Source organism: Oceanicola sp. 502str15, assembly GCF_024105635.1.
GTDB lineage: Bacteria > Pseudomonadota > Alphaproteobacteria > Rhodobacterales > Rhodobacteraceae > Vannielia.
Genome location: NZ_WYDQ01000001.1, coordinates 769,221 through 789,083, shown reverse-complemented (window position 1 = coordinate 789,083; position 19,863 = coordinate 769,221). Strand labels below are relative to the sequence as shown.

General features: G+C 66.5%; 19 protein-coding genes. 9 read left to right on the top strand and 10 right to left on the bottom strand.

Annotation, left to right across the window (positions count from 1 at the left end):
- Nucleotides 1–40: 40 nt before the first annotated feature.
- The 9 genes from GTH22_RS03725 to glpD all read right to left on the bottom strand — a co-directional run bounded on the left by GTH22_RS03725 (nt 41) and on the right by glpD (nt 8,936).
- Entirely contained in the window at nt 41–532 is a 492-nt protein-coding gene (locus tag GTH22_RS03725; RefSeq protein WP_252943293.1) for a hypothetical protein, read from the bottom strand.
- Between the two features lie 119 nt (nt 533–651).
- A complete protein-coding gene (locus GTH22_RS03720; protein WP_252943292.1) occupies nt 652–2,391 on the bottom strand; it encodes an ABC transporter substrate-binding protein in 1,740 nt (579 codons plus the stop codon).
- A 59-nt stretch (nt 2,392–2,450) separates the two neighbouring features.
- Entirely contained in the window at nt 2,451–2,723 is a 273-nt protein-coding gene (locus tag GTH22_RS03715) for a DUF2160 domain-containing protein (protein WP_252943291.1), read from the bottom strand.
- Nucleotides 2,724–2,849: 126 nt separating this feature from the next.
- Nucleotides 2,850–3,188 (bottom strand): GIY-YIG nuclease family protein, encoded by a 339-nt coding sequence (locus tag GTH22_RS03710; RefSeq protein ID WP_252943289.1) that lies wholly within the window; start codon nt 3,186–3,188, stop codon nt 2,850–2,852.
- 87 nt (nt 3,189–3,275) lie between these two features.
- A complete protein-coding gene (locus GTH22_RS03705; RefSeq protein WP_371928312.1) occupies nt 3,276–4,124 on the bottom strand; it encodes a carbohydrate ABC transporter permease in 849 nt (282 codons plus the stop codon).
- Entirely contained in the window at nt 4,121–4,993 is an 873-nt protein-coding gene (locus tag GTH22_RS03700) for a carbohydrate ABC transporter permease (protein ID WP_252943286.1), read from the bottom strand. Before GTH22_RS03700 ends, GTH22_RS03705 begins: the two co-directional genes overlap by 4 nt.
- 142 nt (nt 4,994–5,135) lie before the next feature.
- A complete protein-coding gene (locus tag GTH22_RS03695; protein ID WP_252943285.1) occupies nt 5,136–6,215 on the bottom strand; it encodes an ABC transporter ATP-binding protein in 1,080 nt (359 codons plus the stop codon).
- Nucleotides 6,216–6,224: 9 nt separating this feature from the next.
- On the bottom strand, nt 6,225–7,313 hold the full coding sequence (locus tag GTH22_RS03690) for an ABC transporter ATP-binding protein (protein ID WP_252943282.1): 1,089 nt from the start codon (nt 7,311–7,313) through the stop codon (nt 6,225–6,227).
- Nucleotides 7,314–7,322: 9 nt separating this feature from the next.
- On the bottom strand, nt 7,323–8,936 hold the full coding sequence (glpD, locus tag GTH22_RS03685; protein WP_252943280.1) for a glycerol-3-phosphate dehydrogenase: 1,614 nt from the start codon (nt 8,934–8,936) through the stop codon (nt 7,323–7,325).
- Nucleotides 8,937–9,202: 266 nt separating this feature from the next.
- Between glpD and GTH22_RS03680 the strand changes: the two genes are divergently transcribed.
- Nucleotides 9,203–9,964 (top strand): DeoR/GlpR family DNA-binding transcription regulator, encoded by a 762-nt coding sequence (locus tag GTH22_RS03680; RefSeq protein WP_252943278.1) that lies wholly within the window; start codon nt 9,203–9,205, stop codon nt 9,962–9,964.
- A gap of 61 nt (nt 9,965–10,025) precedes the next feature.
- Complete coding sequence (locus GTH22_RS03675) at nt 10,026–11,159, top strand: FAD-binding oxidoreductase (RefSeq protein WP_252943276.1); 1,134 nt, start codon at nt 10,026–10,028, stop codon at nt 11,157–11,159.
- A 6-nt stretch (nt 11,160–11,165) separates the two neighbouring features.
- Here GTH22_RS03675 and GTH22_RS03670 read toward each other — a convergent pair whose 3' ends face one another.
- Nucleotides 11,166–12,290, bottom strand: coding sequence for a zinc-dependent alcohol dehydrogenase family protein (locus GTH22_RS03670; RefSeq protein WP_252943273.1), 1,125 nt, complete (start codon nt 12,288–12,290; stop codon nt 11,166–11,168).
- 213 nt (nt 12,291–12,503) lie between these two features.
- Here GTH22_RS03670 and GTH22_RS03665 point away from each other — a divergent pair, with 213 nt between their 5' ends.
- From GTH22_RS03665 to GTH22_RS03635, 7 genes are all read left to right on the top strand, one after another.
- Nucleotides 12,504–13,220: an SDR family oxidoreductase gene (locus GTH22_RS03665; protein WP_252943271.1), complete on the top strand. Its 717-nt coding sequence runs from the start codon at nt 12,504–12,506 to the stop codon at nt 13,218–13,220.
- Nucleotides 13,221–13,262: 42 nt separating this feature from the next.
- Nucleotides 13,263–14,411, top strand: coding sequence for a Gfo/Idh/MocA family protein (locus GTH22_RS03660; RefSeq protein ID WP_252943269.1), 1,149 nt, complete (start codon nt 13,263–13,265; stop codon nt 14,409–14,411).
- A gap of 16 nt (nt 14,412–14,427) precedes the next feature.
- Entirely contained in the window at nt 14,428–15,342 is a 915-nt protein-coding gene (locus GTH22_RS03655; protein ID WP_252943267.1) for a sugar phosphate isomerase/epimerase, read from the top strand.
- A 46-nt stretch (nt 15,343–15,388) separates the two neighbouring features.
- Nucleotides 15,389–16,414 (top strand): substrate-binding domain-containing protein, encoded by a 1,026-nt coding sequence (locus GTH22_RS03650; RefSeq protein ID WP_252943266.1) that lies wholly within the window; start codon nt 15,389–15,391, stop codon nt 16,412–16,414.
- Nucleotides 16,415–16,480: 66 nt separating this feature from the next.
- Nucleotides 16,481–17,962 carry a sugar ABC transporter ATP-binding protein gene (locus GTH22_RS03645; RefSeq protein WP_252943264.1) on the top strand — a complete coding sequence of 494 codons (1,482 nt, stop codon included), beginning with the start codon at nt 16,481–16,483 and terminating at the stop codon, nt 17,960–17,962.
- A complete protein-coding gene (locus tag GTH22_RS03640) occupies nt 17,959–18,912 on the top strand; it encodes an ABC transporter permease (protein ID WP_252943263.1) in 954 nt (317 codons plus the stop codon). Before GTH22_RS03645 ends, GTH22_RS03640 begins: the two co-directional genes overlap by 4 nt.
- Nucleotides 18,912–19,859 (top strand): ABC transporter permease, encoded by a 948-nt coding sequence (locus GTH22_RS03635; protein ID WP_252943262.1) that lies wholly within the window; start codon nt 18,912–18,914, stop codon nt 19,857–19,859. The genes GTH22_RS03640 and GTH22_RS03635 overlap by 1 nt, the downstream gene beginning before the upstream one ends.
- Nucleotides 19,860–19,863: the final 4 nt, after the last annotated feature.

The following is a 19,863-nucleotide window of genomic DNA, read 5'->3' as shown; positions in this document are numbered from 1 at the left end:
GTGGGTCAGCGCGGGGTTGGGGCCGCGTATGGGGCGCAGCTCAGCGCAGGCGCAGGCCGAGGTGTTCTGCATCGAGCGGCAGCAGAAGGAAACCGTCGAGCCACATGGCCCCGGCCTCTTCCAGCGCCTCGGGCGGCGGGCTTTCGGGCATGGCGATGGCCTCGATCACCAGCCGGTGCAGCAGCCCGCCCTCCAGTGCCACGCGCAGCACGCAGCTGAAGGCATCGGGGCGGGTTGGCGTGGCGGTGCCCATCAACCCGCGCCAGGCGCGCTCGTGGCGCGAACAGAGCATGGTGTAGGGCTTCAGCCCCGGCCCCACCGGCATGGAGACCGGATCGCCCGAGGGCGACAGCGCGGCCAGCGCGCGCCCGTCGAAGGCATGGAGCATGTCGTCGGCCATGGCCTCGCGCGGCGGGCGGGTGCGCCCGACGAAGGGCGCGGCCACGATCATGATGAGCACCACGGCCACCACCACGATTGCGGCGCGTTTCAGGAACACGTTGCGCGGCGGCGGTGCGGGGCGAATGTGCAAGGTGGGGCTCCGTCATGGCAGCTTGGCTTGCGGAGCAGGGTGACGGGTGCATTGCGGGCCTGTCAAAGCAAAAGCGGCCGGGGCCACCCTGATGGGCAGCCCCGGCCTGGGGAGGTAACTCAGTTCCAGGAGGCGATCAGCTCGTCGTAGCTGATGGTCTCCGGGGTCGGATCCTCGTTGTCGAGCTTGGCCTTGGGCGCGCCGGGCGCGTCGAGCCATTCCTGCGGGTCCTTCTCCTCGTTCAGCACCGGGCCGAGATCGCCCTGAACGCCTGCGCGCTCAAGCCGCTCCAGCACCCGCTCCTGATCGGCGCAGAGCGAGTCCAGCGCCTCCTGAGGGGATTTTGCGCCCGACATTGCGTCACCGATGTTCTGCCACCAGAGCTGTGCCAGCTTCGGGTAGTCAGGCACGTTGGTGCCGGTGGGCGACCACTGCACCCGCGCGGGCGAGCGGTAGAACTCGACCAGACCGCCCAGCTTGGGGGCGCGCTCGGTGAAGCTCTCGTCCTGGATCGTGCTTTCGCGGATGAAGGTCAGGCCGACGTGGCTTTTCTTCACGTCCACGGTCTTGGAAGTGACGAACTGGGCGTAGAGCCAGGCCGCCTTGGCACGGTCGATGGGCGTGGACTTCAGCAGCGTCCAGCTGCCGGCGTCCTGGTAGCCGATCTTGGTGCCCTCTTCCCAGTAGGCGCCATGCGGCGAGGGGGCCATGCGCCACTTGGGCGTGCCGTCCTCGTTGAGCACCGCGGAGGCACCGTCACCCACCATGTCGGCGGTGAAGGCGGTGTACCAGAACATCTGCTGGGCGATGGAGCCCTGTGCCGGCACCGGGCCGGCCTCGCCGAAGGTCATGCCGGCGGCTGCCGGGGGCGAGTACTTCTGGAGCCACTCGATGGCCTTGGTCACGGCGTAGACGGCGGCGGGGCCGTTGGTGGCGCCGCCACGGGCGGTGCAGGAGCCGACGGGTTGGGAGTTTTCGTTCACACGAATGCCCCACTCGTCGACCGGCAGGCCGTTGGGCTCACCCTTGTCGCCCATGCCGGCCATGGACATCCACGCGTCGGTGTAGCGCCAGCCGAGGGACGGGTCTTTCTTGCCGTAGTCCATGTTGCCGTAGACGCCCTCGGACGGGCCGCCGGCGTAGGACATGTCACGCCCGGTGAAGAACTCTGCGATGTCTTCATAGGCCGACCAGTTGACCGGCACGCCAAGGTCGTAGCCATAGGCTTCCTTGAAGTCTGCCTTGGTCTTCTCGTCGTTGAACCAGTCGTAGCGGAACCAGTAGAGGTTGGCGAACTGCTGGTCGGGCAGCTGGTAGACCTTGCCATCGGGGCCGGTGGTGAAGCTGAGGCCGATGAAGTCTTCAAGGTCGAGGCCGGGGTTGGTGACGTCTGCCCCCTCGCCCGCCATCCAGTCGGTCAGGTTGTGGGCCTGCTGGTAGCGCCAGTGGGTGCCGATCAGGTCGCTATCGTTGATGTAGGCATCATAGACGTTCTCGCCCGACTGCATCTGGGTTTGCAGCTTTTCAACCACGTCACCCTCGCCGATGAGGTCGTGGGTGATCTGGATGCCGGTGATCGCGGTGAAGGCCCGGGCCAGCACCTGGGCCTCGTACTCGTGGGTGGTGATGGTTTCGGAGACCACCTTGATGTCCATGCCGGCAAAGGGCTGCGCGGCATCGACGAACCACTGCATCTCGGCTTCCTGATCTTCCCGGCTAAGCGTGGAAAGATCGCCGATTTCGGCATCGAGGAACTCGCGTGCCTCGTCCATGCCTGCAAACGCCGGCATCACGGCGAGGCTGAGCGCCACCGCGAGGCCGCCGGTAAAGGCGGTGGATGATCTGAGATTGAGCTTCATGTTTTCTCCTCCCTTAAGGGTTATGAAGCGCCGCGTTGGTCGCGGCCGTTATTCCTGCGCTAGACCCAGCGGAACACCGCTGCGGCATAGATCAGGCAGAGGACCAGCGCCCAGGGTTGGGCGATGCCGGTCAATCCGAGCCAGGCCAGGTTGATGAAGGCCGAGCCGAGAAGGGTGATGAAGAGGCGGTCGCCCCTTGTGGTTTCGATCTGGAGCACGCCCTTGCGAGGGGTCTCGGGGTAGCGGATTGCCAGAACGGTGAAGGTGATCAGCAGAGTTGCGATCACGAGGAAGAATATGGCGGTGGGCCATGTCCATGCCATCCAGTCCATGTCAGCGGCTCCCTTCGGTGTGATGGTGCGCACTGCTGTCATCCTCGGGCTTGACCCGAGGATCTCTTGTGGCTGGGCGCGAGGGTTGGCGGGAGATCATCGGGTCAAGCCCGAGGATGACGGGCGTCAGGCCCGGGCGTCGGCCCCCGCCTCGGGGCAGATCTCGTACCAGAGGTCTCGCCAGTCGGGGTTGGCCTTCTCGATCAGCTCGATCTTCCATTGCCGATACCAGCGCTTGAGGGATTTCTCCCGCTGGAGCGCGGTGGTCGGCGCCGCATGCATTTCGTACCAGGCCAACTTGTCGAGGTTGTAGAGGTCGGTGAAGCCCGGCAGCGCGTGGGTGCGGTGCTGCCAGACCCGCCCGATGAGTCCTCCCGTCACGCCGATGTAGAGCGTTCCGCGCGGCTTGTTGGTCATGATGTAGACCGACATTTGCTGTTCCATCGCGCCGTTCTCCACCGTCATTCTCTGGCTTGACCAGAGAATCTCGTTGGCTGGAGATCCTCGGGTCGAGCCCGAGGATGACGGCGGGAGGGTTAACAAAACGTTGCATCACACCCTCCCCAGGGCGAAGCCCTTGGCGATGTAGTTGCGTACGAAGTAGATGACGAGGGCGCCGGGCACGATGGTGAGCACCCCTGCTGCCGCAAGCACGCCCCAGTCGAGGCCGGAGGCGGAGACGGTGCGGGTCATGGTGGCGGCGATGGGTTTGGCATCCACCGTGGTCAGGGTGCGGGAGAGCAGCAGTTCGACCCAGCTGAACATGAAGCAGAAGAAGGCGGCGACGCCGATGCCGCTGGCGATCAGGGGCATGAAGATCTTCACGAAGAAGCGGGGGAAGGAGTAGCCGTCGATATAGGCGGTTTCGTCGATCTCTTTTGGCACGCCGCGCATGAAGCCTTCGAGGATCCAGACCGCGAGGGGGACGTTGAAGAGGCAGTGTGCGAGGGCCACGGCGATATGGGTGTCGAAGAGGCCGACCGAGGAATAGAGCTGGAAGAAGGGCAGCGCGAAAACGGCGGGCGGGGCCATGCGGTTGGTCAGCAGCCAGAAGAAGAAGTGCTTGTCGCCGAGGAAGTGATAGCGGGAGAAGGCATAGGCCGCGGGAAGCGCCACGGCGACCGAGATCACCGTGTTCATCACCACGTAGATCAGCGAGTTGACGTAGCCCATGTACCAGCTCGGGTCGGTCAGGATCACCATGTAGTTGGCGAAGGTCAGATCCTGCGGGAAGAGGCTGAAGCCGCCAAGGATTTCGGCGTTGGTCTTCAGGCTCATGTTCAGCAGCCAGTAGATCGGCAGCAGCAGGAAGAGCAGGTAGAGGCCCATCACGATGGCCGAGCCCTTCACCCGCACCTTGGGCGCGCTCATGGCGGGGGCGTTTGCGGTTGCGTCCGTCATTTCGCGTCCCTTTTGTCGAGGTTGGTCATGACCGTGTAGAACACCCAGCTCACCAGCAGGATCACGAGGAAATACATGATCGAGAAGGCGGCCGCCGGGCCGAGATCAAACTGGCCGATCGCCATTTTCACGAGGTCGATGGACAGGAAGGTGGTGGCATTGCCCGGGCCGCCGCCGGTGACGACGAAGGGCTCGGTGTAGATCATGAAGCTGTCCATGAAGCGCAGCAGGATCGCGATCATCAGCACGCCCTGCATCTTGGGGAGTTCGATGAAACGGAAGACCTTCCAGCGCGAGGCCTGGTCGATCTTGGCGGCCTGGTAGAAGGCATCGGGGATCGACTGGAGGCCGGCGTAGGCCAAGAGCGCGATGAGCGAGGTCCAGTGCCAGACGTCCATGACGACCACGGTGATCCAGGCGTCGAGCACGTCGCGGGTGTAGTTGTAATCAATCCCGATGGCTTCGAGCGTGTGGCCGAGCAGGCCGATGTCGACGCGGCCGAAGATCTGCCAGATGGTGCCGACCACGTTCCACGGGATCAGCAGCGGCAGCGACATGAGGACGAGGCAGACCGAGGCCCAGACGCCCTTCTTGGGCATGTTCAGGGCAACGAAGATGCCGAGCGGAACTTCGATGGCGAGGATGATGCCGGAGAAGGCCATCTGCCGCCAGAGCGCGTTCCACATCCGGTCGGAGTGGAGCATTTCCTCGAACCATTCGAGCCCGGCCCAGAAGAACTGATTGTTGCCGAAGGTGTCCTGCACGGAATAATTGACCACGGTCATTAGCGGGATGACGGCGGAGAAGGCGACGAGGATGAGGACCGGGAGGACGAGGAACCAGGCCTTGTTGTTCTGGGTCTTTTCCATCAGGCGGCTCCTGCGGTCGTCTTGTGGGAGTCATCCTCGGGCCTGACCCGAGGATCTCTTGAAGGATGGTCCGCCCGGTTGAGGGAGATCCTCGGGTCGAGCCCGAGGATGACGGGATGGCGGGGGGAGAGTCCGTGGTGCATCATGCCGCCACCTCCGGGCTGACGCGCCAGTCGTCGGCGTAGACGTTCACATGGGCGGGGTCGAAGGCGACGCGGGTCATGTCGGCGCCGATCTCGTCCCCCTCCCCTGCGATCACGTTGATTTCGTTGCCGAAAAACTCGGCGCGCACGATCTTGTGGCGGCCCACGTCTTCCACCCGGCGGACCTTGACCGGAAGGCCCTCGGTGGCCGAGAGGCGGGCGTATTCGGGGCGGACGCCGAGGGCGACCTTGCCTTGCGGGGCGCCATAGCCGTGGGCCAGCGACAGCTCGGCGCCGTCGATATAGGCGCGGTTGCCCTCGACCTTGGCGGGGATCAGGTTCATCCCCGGGGAGCCGATGAAGTAGCCGACGAAGGTGTGTTCGGGGCGCTCGAACAGCTCTTCGGGCGTGCCGATCTGGACCACCCGGCCATCGTGCATGACCACCACCTTGTCGGCGAAGGTCAGCGCCTCTGTCTGGTCGTGGGTGACGTAGATCATCGTGTGGCCGAAATCGTGGTGAAGCTGTTTGAGCTGGGTGCGCAGCTCCCACTTCATGTGGGGGTCGATCACGGTGAGCGGCTCGTCGAAGAGCAGCGCGTTGACGTCCTTGCGGACCATGCCGCGGCCGAGGGAGATTTTCTGCTTGGCGTCGGCGGTGAGGCCGCGGGCCTTCTTTGCCAGCACCTCTTCCATGCCGATCATCCGGGCGATCTCGCCCACGCGCTCGGCGACGTAGGCCTCGTCATGGCCGCGATTTCGCAATGGAAACGCGAGGTTATCGCGCACGGTCATGGTGTCGTAGACCACCGGGAACTGGAACACCTGGGCGATGTTGCGCGCGGCGGTGGGGGCGTGGGTGACGTCCTGATCGCCGAAGAGGATACGGCCCCGGGACGGCTGGAGCAGGCCGGAGATGATGTTGAGCAGGGTGGACTTGCCGCAGCCGGAGGCGCCGAGCAGCGCGTAGGCGGCGCCGTCTTCCCAGACGTGGTTGAGCTCCTTGAGGGCAAAATCATCCTCGCTCGCCGGGTTGGCGAGGTAGGAATGGGCGAGATTGTCGAGCGTTATCTGTGCCATAAGCCCCTCTCAGGCCGCCGCCGCATAGGAGGCCGGGGCAACCAGCCCGCCCTCGGCGTCGAAGATGTAAACATGGGCGGGGTCGAGCCAGACCGTGAGGTCGGTGCCCGGCGCAAGGTCATGCACCCCGTGGATCAGCCCGACCCAGCGCTCGCCGGCGTGGTCGAGGTGCACGAAGGTTTCGGAGCCGGTCAGCTCGGTGACGGAGAGGCGGGTGTTGAAGTGCATCGCCTCGGGGGAATGTTGCTTGATTTCCAGATGGTTGGGGCGGAAGCCGGCAAGGTAGCGGCCATCGGGCAGCTCGGAGAGCTTGCCGGCGGCGGGGGCGGATTGGCCTTCGCCGAACATCAGCTTGGTGCCGGTCTTGGAGACCTGAAGGAAGTTCATCGGCGGGTCGGAGAAGACGCGGGCCGTGGTGGCATCGACAGGGCGGCGGTAAACCTCGGGCGTCGGGCCGAACTGGGTGACGCGGCCTTCCCAGAGCGTGGCGGTGTTGCCGCCGAGCAAGAGCGCCTCTTCCGGCTCGGTGGTGGCGTAGACGAAGATTGCGCCGGATTCTTCGAAAATTTTAGGGATTTCGACGCGCAGTTCCTCGCGCAGCTTGTAATCGAGGTTGGCCAGCGGCTCGTCGAGCAGCACCAGCCCTGCCCCCTTCACCAGCGCCCGCGCGAGGGCGCAACGCTGCTGCTGGCCGCCCGACAGCTCCAACGGTTTGCGTTGCAGCATGGGGGTGAGCTTCATCATGTCGGCGGTTCTGTTCACCGCCGCGTCGATGGTGGCGCGGTCCTTGCCCTGAAGGCGCAGGGGGGAGGCGATGTTGTCGTAGACGGTCATCGAGGGGTAGTTGATGAACTGCTGGTAGACCATGGCAACCTGCCGGTCCTGCACCCGCATCCCCGTGACATCCTCGCCGTTCCAGAACACCCGGCCCTCGGAGGGCGCATCGAGCCCGGCCATCAGGCGCATGAGGCTGGTCTTGCCCGAGGAGGTGGGCCCGAGCAGCACGTTCATGGTGCCGTTCTCCAGCCGCAGGTCCGTGGGGTGGATGTGCGTGTCGCGCCCCACCTGCTTGCTCACGGATTTCAGTTCCAGAACCATGCCTCTCCCCTATTCTGCCGCAGCCGGGCTTGTATCGCGCGCTTCTTTTCTGGCGCGGCTCTTCATGTATGTCTCGAGCGCCCCGGCCTGCTCGGCAGAGAGCCGCAGGCCGAGCTTGCTGCGCCGCCACAGGATGTCGTCGGCGGTGCGGGCGTATTCATGGGCCATCAGCCAGTCGACCTCGGCCCCGGTCAGCCCGGCGCCGAAGTCCTGCCCGAGATCGGCCGCGGTGGTGGCGGTGCCAAGGAAGCGGCGGGCCTCGGTGCCATAGGCGCGGATCAGGCGGGCGGCCTGGGCGGGCTGGAGGAAGGGGTAATCGGCAGCGAGCGCATCGGTGAGCGCGGAGGCGCCGTCGTGTGGGAAATCGCCGCCGGGCAGCGGGGCGGTCTCTGTCCACTTGCGGCCAAGGGTTTGGAAATGCGGCGCGATCTTTTCGAGCGCGGCCTCTGCGAGGCGGCGGTAGGTGGTGATCTTGCCGCCGAAGACGTTGAGCACGGGGGCGCCTGCGGAGGTGTCGACCTTGAGCGTGTAGTCCCGCGTGGCCGCCGTGGCGGAGGCGGCGCCCTCGTCGTAGAGCGGGCGGACGCCGGAATAGGTCCAGACGATGTCGTCGGCGGTGATCGGCGCGGCGAGGTAGCGGCCGGCGAAGTCGATCAGGTAGTCGCGCTCGGCCTCGGTGCAGCGGGGCGGCTCGTCGGGGCTGTCATGGTCGCATTCGGTGGTGCCGATCAGGGTGAAATCCTGCTCGTAGGGAATGGCAAAGATGATCCGCCCGTCCTCGCCCTGGAAGAAATAGGCCTTGTCGTGGTCGTAGAGCCGGGGCGTGATGATGTGGCTGCCGCGCACGAGGCGCACGCCCTCGGTGGAGTTGGAGCGGATGGTGTGGCTGAGGATCTCGCCCACCCAGGGGCCGCCGGCGTTGACCAGCATCCGGGCATGATGGGTAGTGATCTCGCCGCTTTCGGTATTTTGCGTTTCGACCCGCCACTGGCCGTTTTCGACCCCGGCGGAGAGCACCTTGGTGCGGGTCAGGATGCGGGCGCCGCGGGCCTCGGCATCGCGAGCGTTGAGCACCACGAGGCGGGAGTCCTCGACCCAGCAGTCGGAATACTCGTAGGCGTGCAGGAAGCGCTCCTGAAGCGGCGCGCCCTCGGGGGAGCCGGGCAGGCTGAGGGTCTTGGTGGCGGGCAGGATCTTTCTGCCGCCGAGGTGATCGTAGAGGAAGAGCCCGAGGCGGATGAGCCAGGCCGGGCGACGGCCCTTCATCCAGGGCATGGCGAGCGAAAGCAGGCGCGAGGTGGGCGTGGCCTTTTCGAAGCGCATATCCTTATGATAAGGCAGCACAAATCGCATCGGCCAGGAGATGTGGGGCATGTTGCGCAGCAGGATTTCGCGCTCCTTGAGCGCCTCGCGCACCAGCCGGAACTCGAAGAACTCGAGGTAGCGCAGCCCGCCGTGGAACAGCTTGGTGGACGACGAGGAGGTGGCCTGCGCGAGGTCGCCCATCTCGGCCAGCGCAACCGAGAGGCCACGCCCCGCCGCATCACGGGCGATGCCGCATCCGTTGATGCCGCCGCCGATGACAAACAGGTCAACAGGCTGTGCAGGTGCCCCCTCTGACACGAAATCCTCCCATGTGTCGTTGCGGCAGTTTATGCACCGAGTCGCGCCGGAACGAAAGCGAAAATGTTCGTTTCTTTTCGCTTTCGGATTTTCGCAGCACGATCATGGGCTTGCCGCAGGGCAGCAGCCCGGCGCCGCATTGCAGCGAAGCCTCTGAGCAACAACAGGAAATCACCACGAAAAGGCCCTCCCCCTGCCCTGCCGCCGCAAAATCAATTGCCCAGCTACGCGAGCCATGCGAAAAGAACCGAAAATGCGAGACCCGAATGAGTCAGGCCTTCCGCCATCCTGAAATGCTCGAAATCATCCGCCGCGACGGCAAGGTCACGGTGGACGGGCTGGCCGAACATTTTGGCGTGACGCTCCAGACCATCCGCCGCGACCTGAGCGAGCTGGCCGAGGCGGGCCAGATCGAGCGGGTGCATGGCGGCGCGATCCTCGCCTCGGGCACCCACAACATCGGCTACGAGGAACGGCGCTCGCTGAACCTTGAGGGCAAGGCCGCCATCGCCCGCGCCTGCGCCGCGCAAATCCCTGAAAACGCGAGCATCTTCCTGAACATCGGCACCAGCACGGAGGCCGTGGCCCGCGAGCTGATGCACCACCGCAACCTGCTCGTGGTGACCAACAACATGAACGTGGCCAACATCCTCGCCGCCAACTCGGACTGCGAGATCGTGGTGACGGGCGGCACGCTGCGCCGCTCGGATGGCGGGCTGGTGGGCAAGCTGGCGAGCGAGACGATCCAGCAGTTCAAGTTCGACCTCGCGGTGGTTGGCTGCTCGGCGATCGACCGGGAGGGCGACATGCTGGATTTTGACATTCAGGAGGTCGGGGTGAGCCAGGCGATCCTGGCCCAGTCCCGCCGCACCTTCCTGGTGTCGGACCACTCGAAATTTCAGCGCTCGGCCCCGGCGCGCATTGCCTCGCTCGCCGCGATCGACCGCTTTTTCACCGACGCCCCCCTGCCCCACGACCTCGCGCTGCGTTGCGTGGAATGGGGCACCGACGTGGACGTGTGCGGCTGACGCCTGCCCCTTGTGCGCCGCCGCCGATCCGGGCAGGTCTGTGCGGGAAGGGAGCCCGGATATGCAGACTGATTTTGACGTTGCCGTCATAGGCGGCGGAATCGCGGGGGTGTCGGCCGCCGCCGAAATCGCCAAGGGCGCCTCGGTGGTGCTGATCGAGGCGGAGCGGCAGCCCGGATACCACAGTTCGGGCCGCTCGGCGGCGCTGTTTGCGCCGGGCTACGGCAGCCCGGCGATGCAGGCGCTCACGGCCCTTTCGCGGCCTTTCTTCGACGCCCCGCCCGAGGGATTTGCCGAGGCGCCGCTGCTCACCCCGCGCGGGTTGATGCGCACCGCGAGCGAGGATCAGCTGGCTACGCTGGAGGCCCTGCCGGGCCACATGCGCGACCCGGAGCGGCTGATCTGGATGAGTGGCGAAGAGGCCGAGGCGCGTGCGCCGATCCTGCGGCCGGGCCATGTGAAGCGTGCCTTTCTGGACGAGGGCGCAAGCGACATTGACGTGCACGCACTGCTTCAGGGGTTCTTGCGGCAGGCGAAGGCGGCGGGTGCGCAGATGCGGATGGGCGCTCCGGTGACGGAGCTTGCGCGCGAGGGGGATGGCTGGCGCGTGAGCGTGGGTGACGACAGCCTGCGGGTGGGCGTGGTGGTGAATGCCGCCGGCGCCTGGGCCGACGATCTGGCCGCGCTGGCCGGTGTGGCCCGCGTGGGCCTTCAGCCCAAGCGGCGCACGGCGATCACCGTGGCCGCCCCCGAGGGGATCGACGTGGCCGCCCTGCCAATGATCGTGGACGCGCCGGAAGACTTTTACGTGAAGCCGGAAGCCGGGCGGCTGCTTGCTTCTCCGGCGGATGAAACGCCCTCCGCTCCCTGCGATGCCCAGCCCGAGGAGATGGACGTGGCGATTTGCGCCGACCGGCTGATGACGACCTGCGCCGTCGAGGTGCGCCGGATCGAGAGCAAATGGGCCGGGCTGCGCAGCTTTGCGCCCGATCATCTGCCGGTGGTGGGGTTTGCGCCGGGGGCTCCGGGCTTCTTCTGGCTGGCCGGACAGGGCGGCACGGGGGTGCAGACCTCTCCGGGCGCGGCCCGGCTCGCGGCGACGCTGGTGCTGGGGCGCCCGGCCGAGGAGGCGTTGGGCGACACCGGCCTCAGTGCAGAGACCATCGCCCCTGGCCGCCCCGCGCTGGCGGGCTGAGGGGGTTCAGAATTCGATCACCTGCCGGATCGCCTGCCCCGCCGCCAGCCGCTCGAAGCCTTCGTTGATGTCGTCGAGACGGATCTTGTGGGTCATCAGCTTTTCGATCGGGAGCTGGCCCTGCTGCATCATCCGGGCAAAGCGCGGAATATCGCGCTTGGGCACGCAGGAGCCGACGTAGCTGCCGCGGATCGTGGCGTCGCTAACGGTGAGCGCGGCCACCGGCACCTCGAGCACCTTGGAGGGGTGCGGAAGGCCCGCGGTGACGGTGACGCCGCCGCGGCGGGTGATCTTGCAGGCGAAGTCGAGCGCGGGCACCACGCCGGCGAGTTCTACGGCCAGGTGGACCCCGCCGCCGGTGGCTTCCTTCAGCTTTTCGACCGCGTTCGGCTCGGCCGGATCGACGGCCAGATGCGCGCCAAGCTCCAGCGCAAAGGCGCGTTTGTCTTCGGCGATGTCACAGGCCACCACGGTGCCCGCGCCCGCCGCGATGGCGCCCAGAAGCCCGGCCAGCCCGACGCCCCCCAGCCCGACGATTGCGCAGCTCTGGCCCATTTCGAGCTTGCCGCCGTTGATCACGGCGCCAACCCCGGTGAGCACGGCGCAGCCCAAGAGGGCGGCCTTGTCGAGCGGGATGTCCTTGTCGATCTTCACCGCCGAGCCTTCGGCCACCACCGCGTGTTCGGAAAAGGCGGAGACGCCGATGTGATGGTTTACCTTGGCGCCCTCGACGGAGATCTTCTTTTCGCCGCTCATCAGGGTGCCTGCCGCCGCCGCCACCGCGGCTGGCTCGCAGAGCGCGGGGCGGCCCTCGGCGCAGGGCAGGCACTGGCCGCAGGTGGGCACGAAGACCAGCACCACGTGATCGCCGGGCGCAAAGCGGGTGACGCCGGGGCCGACCTGCTGCACCACGCCGCTGGCCTCGTGGCCGAGGGCGACGGGCATCTCGCGCGGGCGGTCGGCGTTGATGGTGGAGAGGTCGGAGTGGCAGAGCCCGGCGGCGGCCATCTTGACCAGCAGCTCCCCCGGCCCCGGAGGAGCCAGTTCGGCCTCGACGATCTGGAGCGGTTTGCTTTCGGAATAGGGCCGCGCGGCCCCCATTTTGCGCAGAAGCGCCACCCGCGTTTTCATTGGCATTCCTCCCTCCCCTCGTTGCCCGCACCATTGCGCCGCGCCCCGGGGTTGTCCATCCCCGCTTGACATTCCTTTCGCGCCGCGATGAGAATGTAATCGTTTACAGGGGAGAGCCGCCGAGGGACTCGCCGCGCGATGTAAACGATTACAGAGAGCATCGGCGGCGAGAGGGAACTGCATGATCTGCACAATGCTGCCGGGAGCCTTCGGGTGAGCGGGAACTTCGAGGGCAAGCAGGTGCTGGTGATCGGCGCCAGCCGTGCCGGGATTGGCGCGGCGATTGCGCGGGCGTTTCAGGACTCGGGCGCGCAGGTGGCCATTACCGGCGTGGAAGCGGCCCCTGCCCCCGAGGATGCGGCCCGCTTTGCCTACCACCAGCTTGACGTGACCGACATGGGCGCCGTCGAGGCGCTTTCTGCCGCCATGCCCCGGCTCGACGTACTGGTGAACGGCGCGGCGATCACGGCACGGGGCGAGGAAACGGCGCCGGAGTTCTTTTCCAAGGTGCTCGACATCAACCTGACCGGCTCCATGCGCTGCGCCCTCGCCTTCCACCCGCAACTGGCGGCCGCCAAGGGCTGCCTGATCAACATTGCCTCGATGTATGCGGGCTTCGGCAGCCCGAAGAACCCGGCCTATGGCGCCTCGAAGGCCGCCGTGCAGCAGCTCACCAAATCGCTCGCCATCGCCTGGGCGGAGGACGGCATAAGGGTGAACGCGGTGGCGCCGGGCTTCATCGTTACGGCGCAATCGGCGCGGAGCCGCGAGGACGCGACCCATGTGGCCAATGTGAACGCCCGCACCCCGCTGGGGCGCTGGGGCCAGCCCGAGGACATTGCCGGGCCGGTGCTGTTTCTGGCCTCGGAGGCGGCGGCATTCATGACGGGCGCATGCATTCCGGTTGACGGGGGCTATTCGGTTGTTTGAGACTTTGACCAAGGGAGGCGCCCCGCTTTGGGGCGAAACGCGATGATGGATTTCTCGCGCATCGGCGTTGCCGTGATCGGCACCGGCTTTATCGGAACGGTCCATGTCTGGGCGCTGCGGCGGCTGGGGGTGGATCTGCGCGGGGTGCTGGGCTCTTCGCCCGAGCGCGGAGCGAAGGCGGCGGCCGGGCTGGGCCTGGCCTCGTTTGACACGCTGGAGCAGCTCTGCGCCGATGAGAGCGTGCAGGCGGTGCATGTGACCTCGCCCAACCACCTGCACTACCCGCAGGTGAAGGCGCTGATCGAAGCCGGCAAGCATGTGGTTTGCGAGAAGCCCCTGACGATGACGGCAGAGGAATCGGCGGAGCTGGTGGCGCTGGCGGAGGCCTCGGGGCTGGTGTGCGCGGTGTGCTACAACATCCGCTTTTACCCGCTGAACCAACAGGCGCGGGGCATGGTGGCAGCGGGCGAGTTGGGCGATCTGCGGCTGATCACCGGGCATTACGTGCAGGATTGGCTCGCCAAGCCGACCGACTGGAACTGGCGGCTGGAGGGCGACAAGGGCGGTGAACTGCGCGCGGTGGGTGACATCGGCACCCATTGGGCCGACCTCACCAGCTTTGTTGCGGGCGAAAAGCCGGTGGAGGTGCTGGCCGAGCTGAGCACCTTCCTGAAGGAGCGCGAGAAGCCGACGGGGCCGGTGGAAACCTTTAGCGCGGCGAGTGGAGCGACCGAGAAGGTTTCTATAACAACGGAAGATACTGCGCTGATATTGCTGCGCTATCCCTCCGGGGCGCGAGGCTCGGTGACGGTGAGCCAGGTCTCTCCGGGGCGGAAGAATTCGCTGCGCTGGGACATTGCCGGGAGCACGGCCAGCGCGGAGTGGAACTCGGAAACGCCGGATCACCTGTGGATCGGGCATCGCGACGGGCCGAACCAGATCTTGCAGCGCGATGCGGCGCTGATGAACGCCACGGGCGCGGCGGCGGCGCATTTGCCGGGCGGGCATGTGGAGGGGTTTGCCGATACCTTCTTTGCCCTGTTTTCACAGGTTTACGGCGACGTTCTGGCGGGCGGGCGACAGGCGGATTCGACCTGGGCGAGCTTTGCCGACGGGCATTTCGAGATGGAATTCTGCGAGGCGGTCCTTGCCAGTGCGCACAGCGGCGCATGGGTGAAGATCGGCGGATAAGACAAGGATAAGACACATGAAACTTGGCATTCTGACGGCCCCGTTTGAAACCGCGCCATTGATGGAGGTGGCCAGATGGGCCGCCGAGGTGGACATGGGCGTGCTGGAAGTCGCCTGCTGGCCGGCCTCGGGTGGAGAGGCGCGGCGCTATGCGGGGACCTCGCATATTGACTGCAACGGGCTGTCGGAGGGCCAGGCGCAGGAAATCACCGGCGGGCTGGCCGAACACGGGGTGACGATCTCGGCGCTGGGATACTACCCCAACCCGCTGCACGCGGAGGCCTCTCACCGCGAGGAGGTGATCGGTCATCTGAAACATGTGATCACCGCCGCCGCCACACTGTCGGTGCCGGTGGTCAACACCTTCATTGGCGGCGACAAGTCACTGAATGTGGACGGAAACTGGAAGCGGGCGCAGGAGATCCTTGCCCCCGTCGTCGCCCATGCAAAGGACGCCGGCATCAGGCTCTGCTTCGAGAACTGCCCGATGATCTTCAGCTATGACGAATGGCCGGGCGGGCACAACATTGCCTACTCCCCCAAGATCTGGCGCCGCATTTTTGAGGAATGGGGCGAGGCCGTGGGGATGAACTTTGACCCCTCGCACCTTGTCTGGCAGATGATCGACCAGGACAGATTCATCAAGGAATTCGGGCCGATGATGGCCCATGTTCATGCGAAGGACGTGATGATCGACCGCGACGGGCTCTACGAGAACGGGGTGATGAGCGCGGGCATGGGCTGGCAGGTGCCACGGATGCCCGGGCTGGGCGACGTGGACTGGCCCGGCTTCTTCTCCGGGCTCTACCGCGCCGGATACGACGGGCCGGTGATCATCGAGCATGAGGACAAGGTGTTCGAGAAGGATGACGCGGCGGTGAAACGCGGCTTCCTGCTCGCTCGTGACGTGCTGCAACCTTACATCAAGTGACACGCGTAACCATCTGAATAATAACCGATCCCAGGGAGGGAAAACCATGAAGACACTACTGAAAACCACCACTGCCGCCGCCGGGCTGACGCTTGCCCTGAGCGGGATGGCCGCAGCCGAATACACCATCGGCATTTCCAACACCGTGCAGGGCAACGGCTGGCGCGAGGAGATGGTCTGCGCGATGAAGGCGCAGGCGCTGGTGTCGGGCAAGGTCGACAGCCTCAACATCGCCCACCGCAACACCGATGCGGCGGGCCAGTCGGAGGACATCCGCAACCTGATCGAAGCGGGCGTCGATGCCATCGTGGTCAACCCCGCCAACCCCGACGGCATTGCCGACGCGGTGAAGGAAGCCACCGACAAGGGCATCGTCGTGGTCGCGGTCGATCAGGGCGTGAACGCGGATGCGGCCTATGTGCTGTCCAACAACCAGGAGGAATACGCCTACCTCGGCGCGAAGTGGCTGTTCGAGACCATCGGCGGCTCTGGCGAGGTGGTCTACATGCGCGGTGCGGCGGGGGCTGCGGCCGATGACGACCGCGACAAGGGCTTCAAGCGGGCGCTTGAGGAGTTCCCCGATGTGAAGATCGCGCAGGAGGTCTTTACCGGCTGGCAGCAGGACAAGGGCAAGCAGCAGATCCTTGACTACATCGCCACCGGCATTCCGTTTGACGGGATCTGGACGAGCGGGATCGACAACGTGATCGTCGATGCGCTGGTCGAGAGCGACGTGGATCTCGTGCCCGTGGTGGGCGCCGACAACGCCGGTTTCGTGGGCCAGCTCGCCTCGGTCGAGGGCCTCACCGGCGCGGCCGTCACAAACCCCGGCTCGATCGGCGGCGCAGGGGTGACGCTGGCGCTGCGCATCCTCGATGGCGAGACCCCCGAAGAGCGCGTGGTGCTGGTGGACCCGAGCCTCTGGGCCAACAATGACGAAGCCGGCAAGGAGCTGATCGCGGGGGCGCAGAACCCCGACCTCGACCCGGAATGGCCGGTATCGGTGCAGATCCCGGGCTGGACCGATTACTCGATGGAAGAGATCATCGCCTGCAAGGGCCCCGGCGAGTAAGCCACTCTGGCCGGGCACTTGAAGGTGCCCGGCCAACCTTCTGGAATACAAGACAGATGAGGCGATATGTCGGATGAGGCTCCGCTGCTGGATGCGAGCGGCGTAGAGAAGCGGTTTGGGGCGGTGGTGGCTTTGAAGGCTGCCGCTCTGACGATCCGCCGGGGCGAGATCGTGGCCCTGATGGGGGCCAATGGCGCGGGCAAATCGACCTTTGTAAAGATCCTCACCGGGGCGCTGAAGGCCGATGGCGGACATGTGAAGATCCGCGGGGCCGAGCGGGCCGTGGGTTCGCCCGCCGAGGCGCGCAAGAGCGGGCTGGTGCCGGTGTATCAGGAGCCTTCGCTGATCCCCGATCTGGACGTGGCCGACAACCTGCGGCTGGGCGGGACCGATCCGGCCAAGTTTAGCGCGTGGATGGGGGAGCTGGGCTTTGCGGGATTCGACCTTTCGGCGATGATCCACAGCCTGCCGCTGGCGACGCTGCGCATCATCGACCTTGCGCGTGCGCTGGCCTCAGAGCCCGACGTGCTGCTGCTCGACGAGATGACGGCCGCCCTGCCGACCGATCTGGTGGAGGCGGTGCTGAAGGTGGTGCAGCAGCAGGCCGAGGCCGGGCGCTCGGTGATCTATATTTCGCACCGCTTTGCCGAGATCGCGCAGGTCTGCCAGCGGGCCGTGGTGCTGCGCGATGGTGCCACCGTTGGCGAAGTGCCGATTGAAGAGGGCGCCGAGGAGCGGATCGTGGAGATGATGCTGGGCGAGGCGATCAAGCCCGGCGAAACCGCCGCAGAGCGGGTGGCCGCCGCGCCGCAGGGCACGCCCCGCGTGGCGGTGAAGGGGCTTGGCGCGGGCGGGCAGTTGACGGATGTGAGCTTTGCGCTCCACCCCGGCGAGGTGCTGGGCGTGGTGGCGCTGGAGGGCCAGGGGCAGGATGAGCTCTTCGAGGTGCTGGCCGGCGCGAGGAAGCCCGACCGGGGCGTGATCGAGGTGGAGGGCACGGCCCGCCGCTTCGCCCACCCTGCCGATGCCATTGCCGCCGGCCTCGCCTTCGTGCCCGGCAACCGGGCGGATGCGCTGGCGATGCAGCAATCGGTGCGCGACAACCTTGCCCTGCCCTTTTCGGCCCGTGCCCGCGCATGGGGGCCGATCTCGATGAAGCGCGAGGGCGAGGTGGTGGGCCGCACCATCGAGCGGCTTCAGATTGATACTCGCGCCCAGGGCGAGGTGGGACGCCTGAGCGGCGGGAACCAGCAGAAGGTGACCATCGGGCGCTGGCTGGCCCACGGCTGCGACACGCTGCTGCTGTTCGACCCGACGCGGGGCATCGACGTGCGCACCAAGCGCCAGATCTACCCGTTGGTGCGCGAGCTGGCGGAGGGCGGCGCTTCGGTGCTGTTCTACTCCTCGGAACTGGAGGAAATCCAACTGGCCTGCGACCGCTGCATCGTGATCTTCAATGGCCGCGTGGTCGATACCATGCCCGCCGCAGAGGCCGACGAGCCGCGCCTGATGCGCGCCGCCTACGGGCTGACGGGAGACGCGGCATGAAGGCGCTTCGCAAACACGCATGGATCACCGGGCTTGCGGTGATCCTCGCCGCCCTCTTCGTGGCGACCAAGCTCATTCAGCCCAGCTTCGGCGCTTCGGGGCTGGAAAGCCTTGCCCGCGCCGCCCTGCCCTTTGCCTTTGCCACCGTGGCGCAGGCGGTGGTGGTGATTGCCGGGGGCATCGACCTGTCGATCGCCTCGATGATGGCGGTCTGCTCGGTGACGGCGGCGGTGCTGATGGAGGGCAACGGCGGGGCGATCTCGGGCGGGATCGTGCTGCTGGTGCTGGCTATGGGGGCGGGCATGGGCGCGCTGAACGGGCTGCTCATCAACATCACCCGCGTGCCCGACATCGTGGTGACGCTGGCGATGCTCTTTGTCTGGGAGGGCGTGGCGCTGCTGATCCTCAACGCGCCGGGCGGCGATGCGGCGGACTGGCTGCGCGGGTTCATCATTGGCGGCCTGCCGATCCCCGGGCTGGGCGGCGTGCCGCGCTCGCTGGTGTTTCTGCTGGTGCTGGTGGCCATCGTCTGGCTACCGATCCGGCGCTCGCGCACCGGGCTTTCGCTTTACGCGGTGGGCTCGGATGCGCTGGCGGCCTTCCGTTCTGGGGTGAACGTGGGGCGCACCCGGATCGTGGCCTATGCGCTGGCGGGGGTCTTTGCCGCAATGGGAGGCCTCTCGCTGACGCTGTCCACCGGCATCGGAGAGCCGATCCCCGGGCCCTACCTGCTCGCCTCGGTCGCCGCCGTGGTGCTGGGCGGCGTGGTTCTGGGCGGCGGCAAGGGGGGCCTGCTCGGCCCGCTGATTGCCGTGTTCATCCTGCGGCTGGTGCGGATGGATCTGACGCTGCTCAGCGTCGATCCCAATGTTTCGGCGATCATCGAGGGCACGATCATGGTGGTTGTCGTGATGATCGGCGGGCTGCTCGCGGCACGGGGGAAGCTGTGATGGACAGGCTCAAGGCGCTGCTGCGCGATCACCCGATTATTCCGCTGCTGGTGCTGCTGGCGCTGCTTGTCGGCATCCTCGAAATCATGCGCCCCGGCATCGTCGGCGAGCGCTGGATTGCCAACACGGTGAAATTTGCCATCCCGCTCGCCATGCTCGCGGCCTGCCAGACGCTGACCATGCTCACGGGGGGCATCGACCTTTCAGCGGCCATCGTCGCCACCATCTCCAGCTTCGTCATGGCCACGCTGGTGCCCTTCTACGGCCCTGCGGGGGCGATTGCGCTCTCGCTCGTTCCGGCAGTGCTGATCGGGCTGCTGAACGGCATCGGCGTGGGCTTCTTCCGGGTGCATCCGCTGATCATCACCCTCGGCTCGGGGCTGATCGGCACCGGCTGCCTTCAAGTCTACCAGAGCACGGTGATTGCCACCGGATCGGTGGTGCCGGACGGCCTCGCGTGGCTCGGCACCGGGCGCACATGGGGTTTTCCGAACGCGCTGGTGCTGTTTGTGCCTTTCGCCGCGCTCATCCTCTTTGCCCAGCGGCGCACCGGCTTTGGCCGCCTGCTCTATGCCATGGGCGACAACGAGGGCGCGGCGCGGCTGGCCGGGGTGCGCGGCTGGCAGGTGCACCTTGCGCTCTACGCCCTTTCGGGACTGATCGCGGGGATGGCGGGGCTGGTCTACGTGGGCCTCATCAAGGCGCCTTCGCTGTCGCTCGCGGTGCCGCTGATGCTGCCCTCGGTGGCGGCGGCGGTGATCGGGGGCACCTCGATCTTCGGCGGGCGCGGCGGCTATGCGGGCACCATCGTGGGCGCGCTGATCCTCACCGTGCTCGGCACCATGCTGACCCTGCTGCACATGCCCGAGGGGGCGCGGCGCATTCTCTTCGGTGGCATCATCCTTGGCGTCGCCGCCATTCACCTGAGGCTGACCGACACGAGGTAGCGTG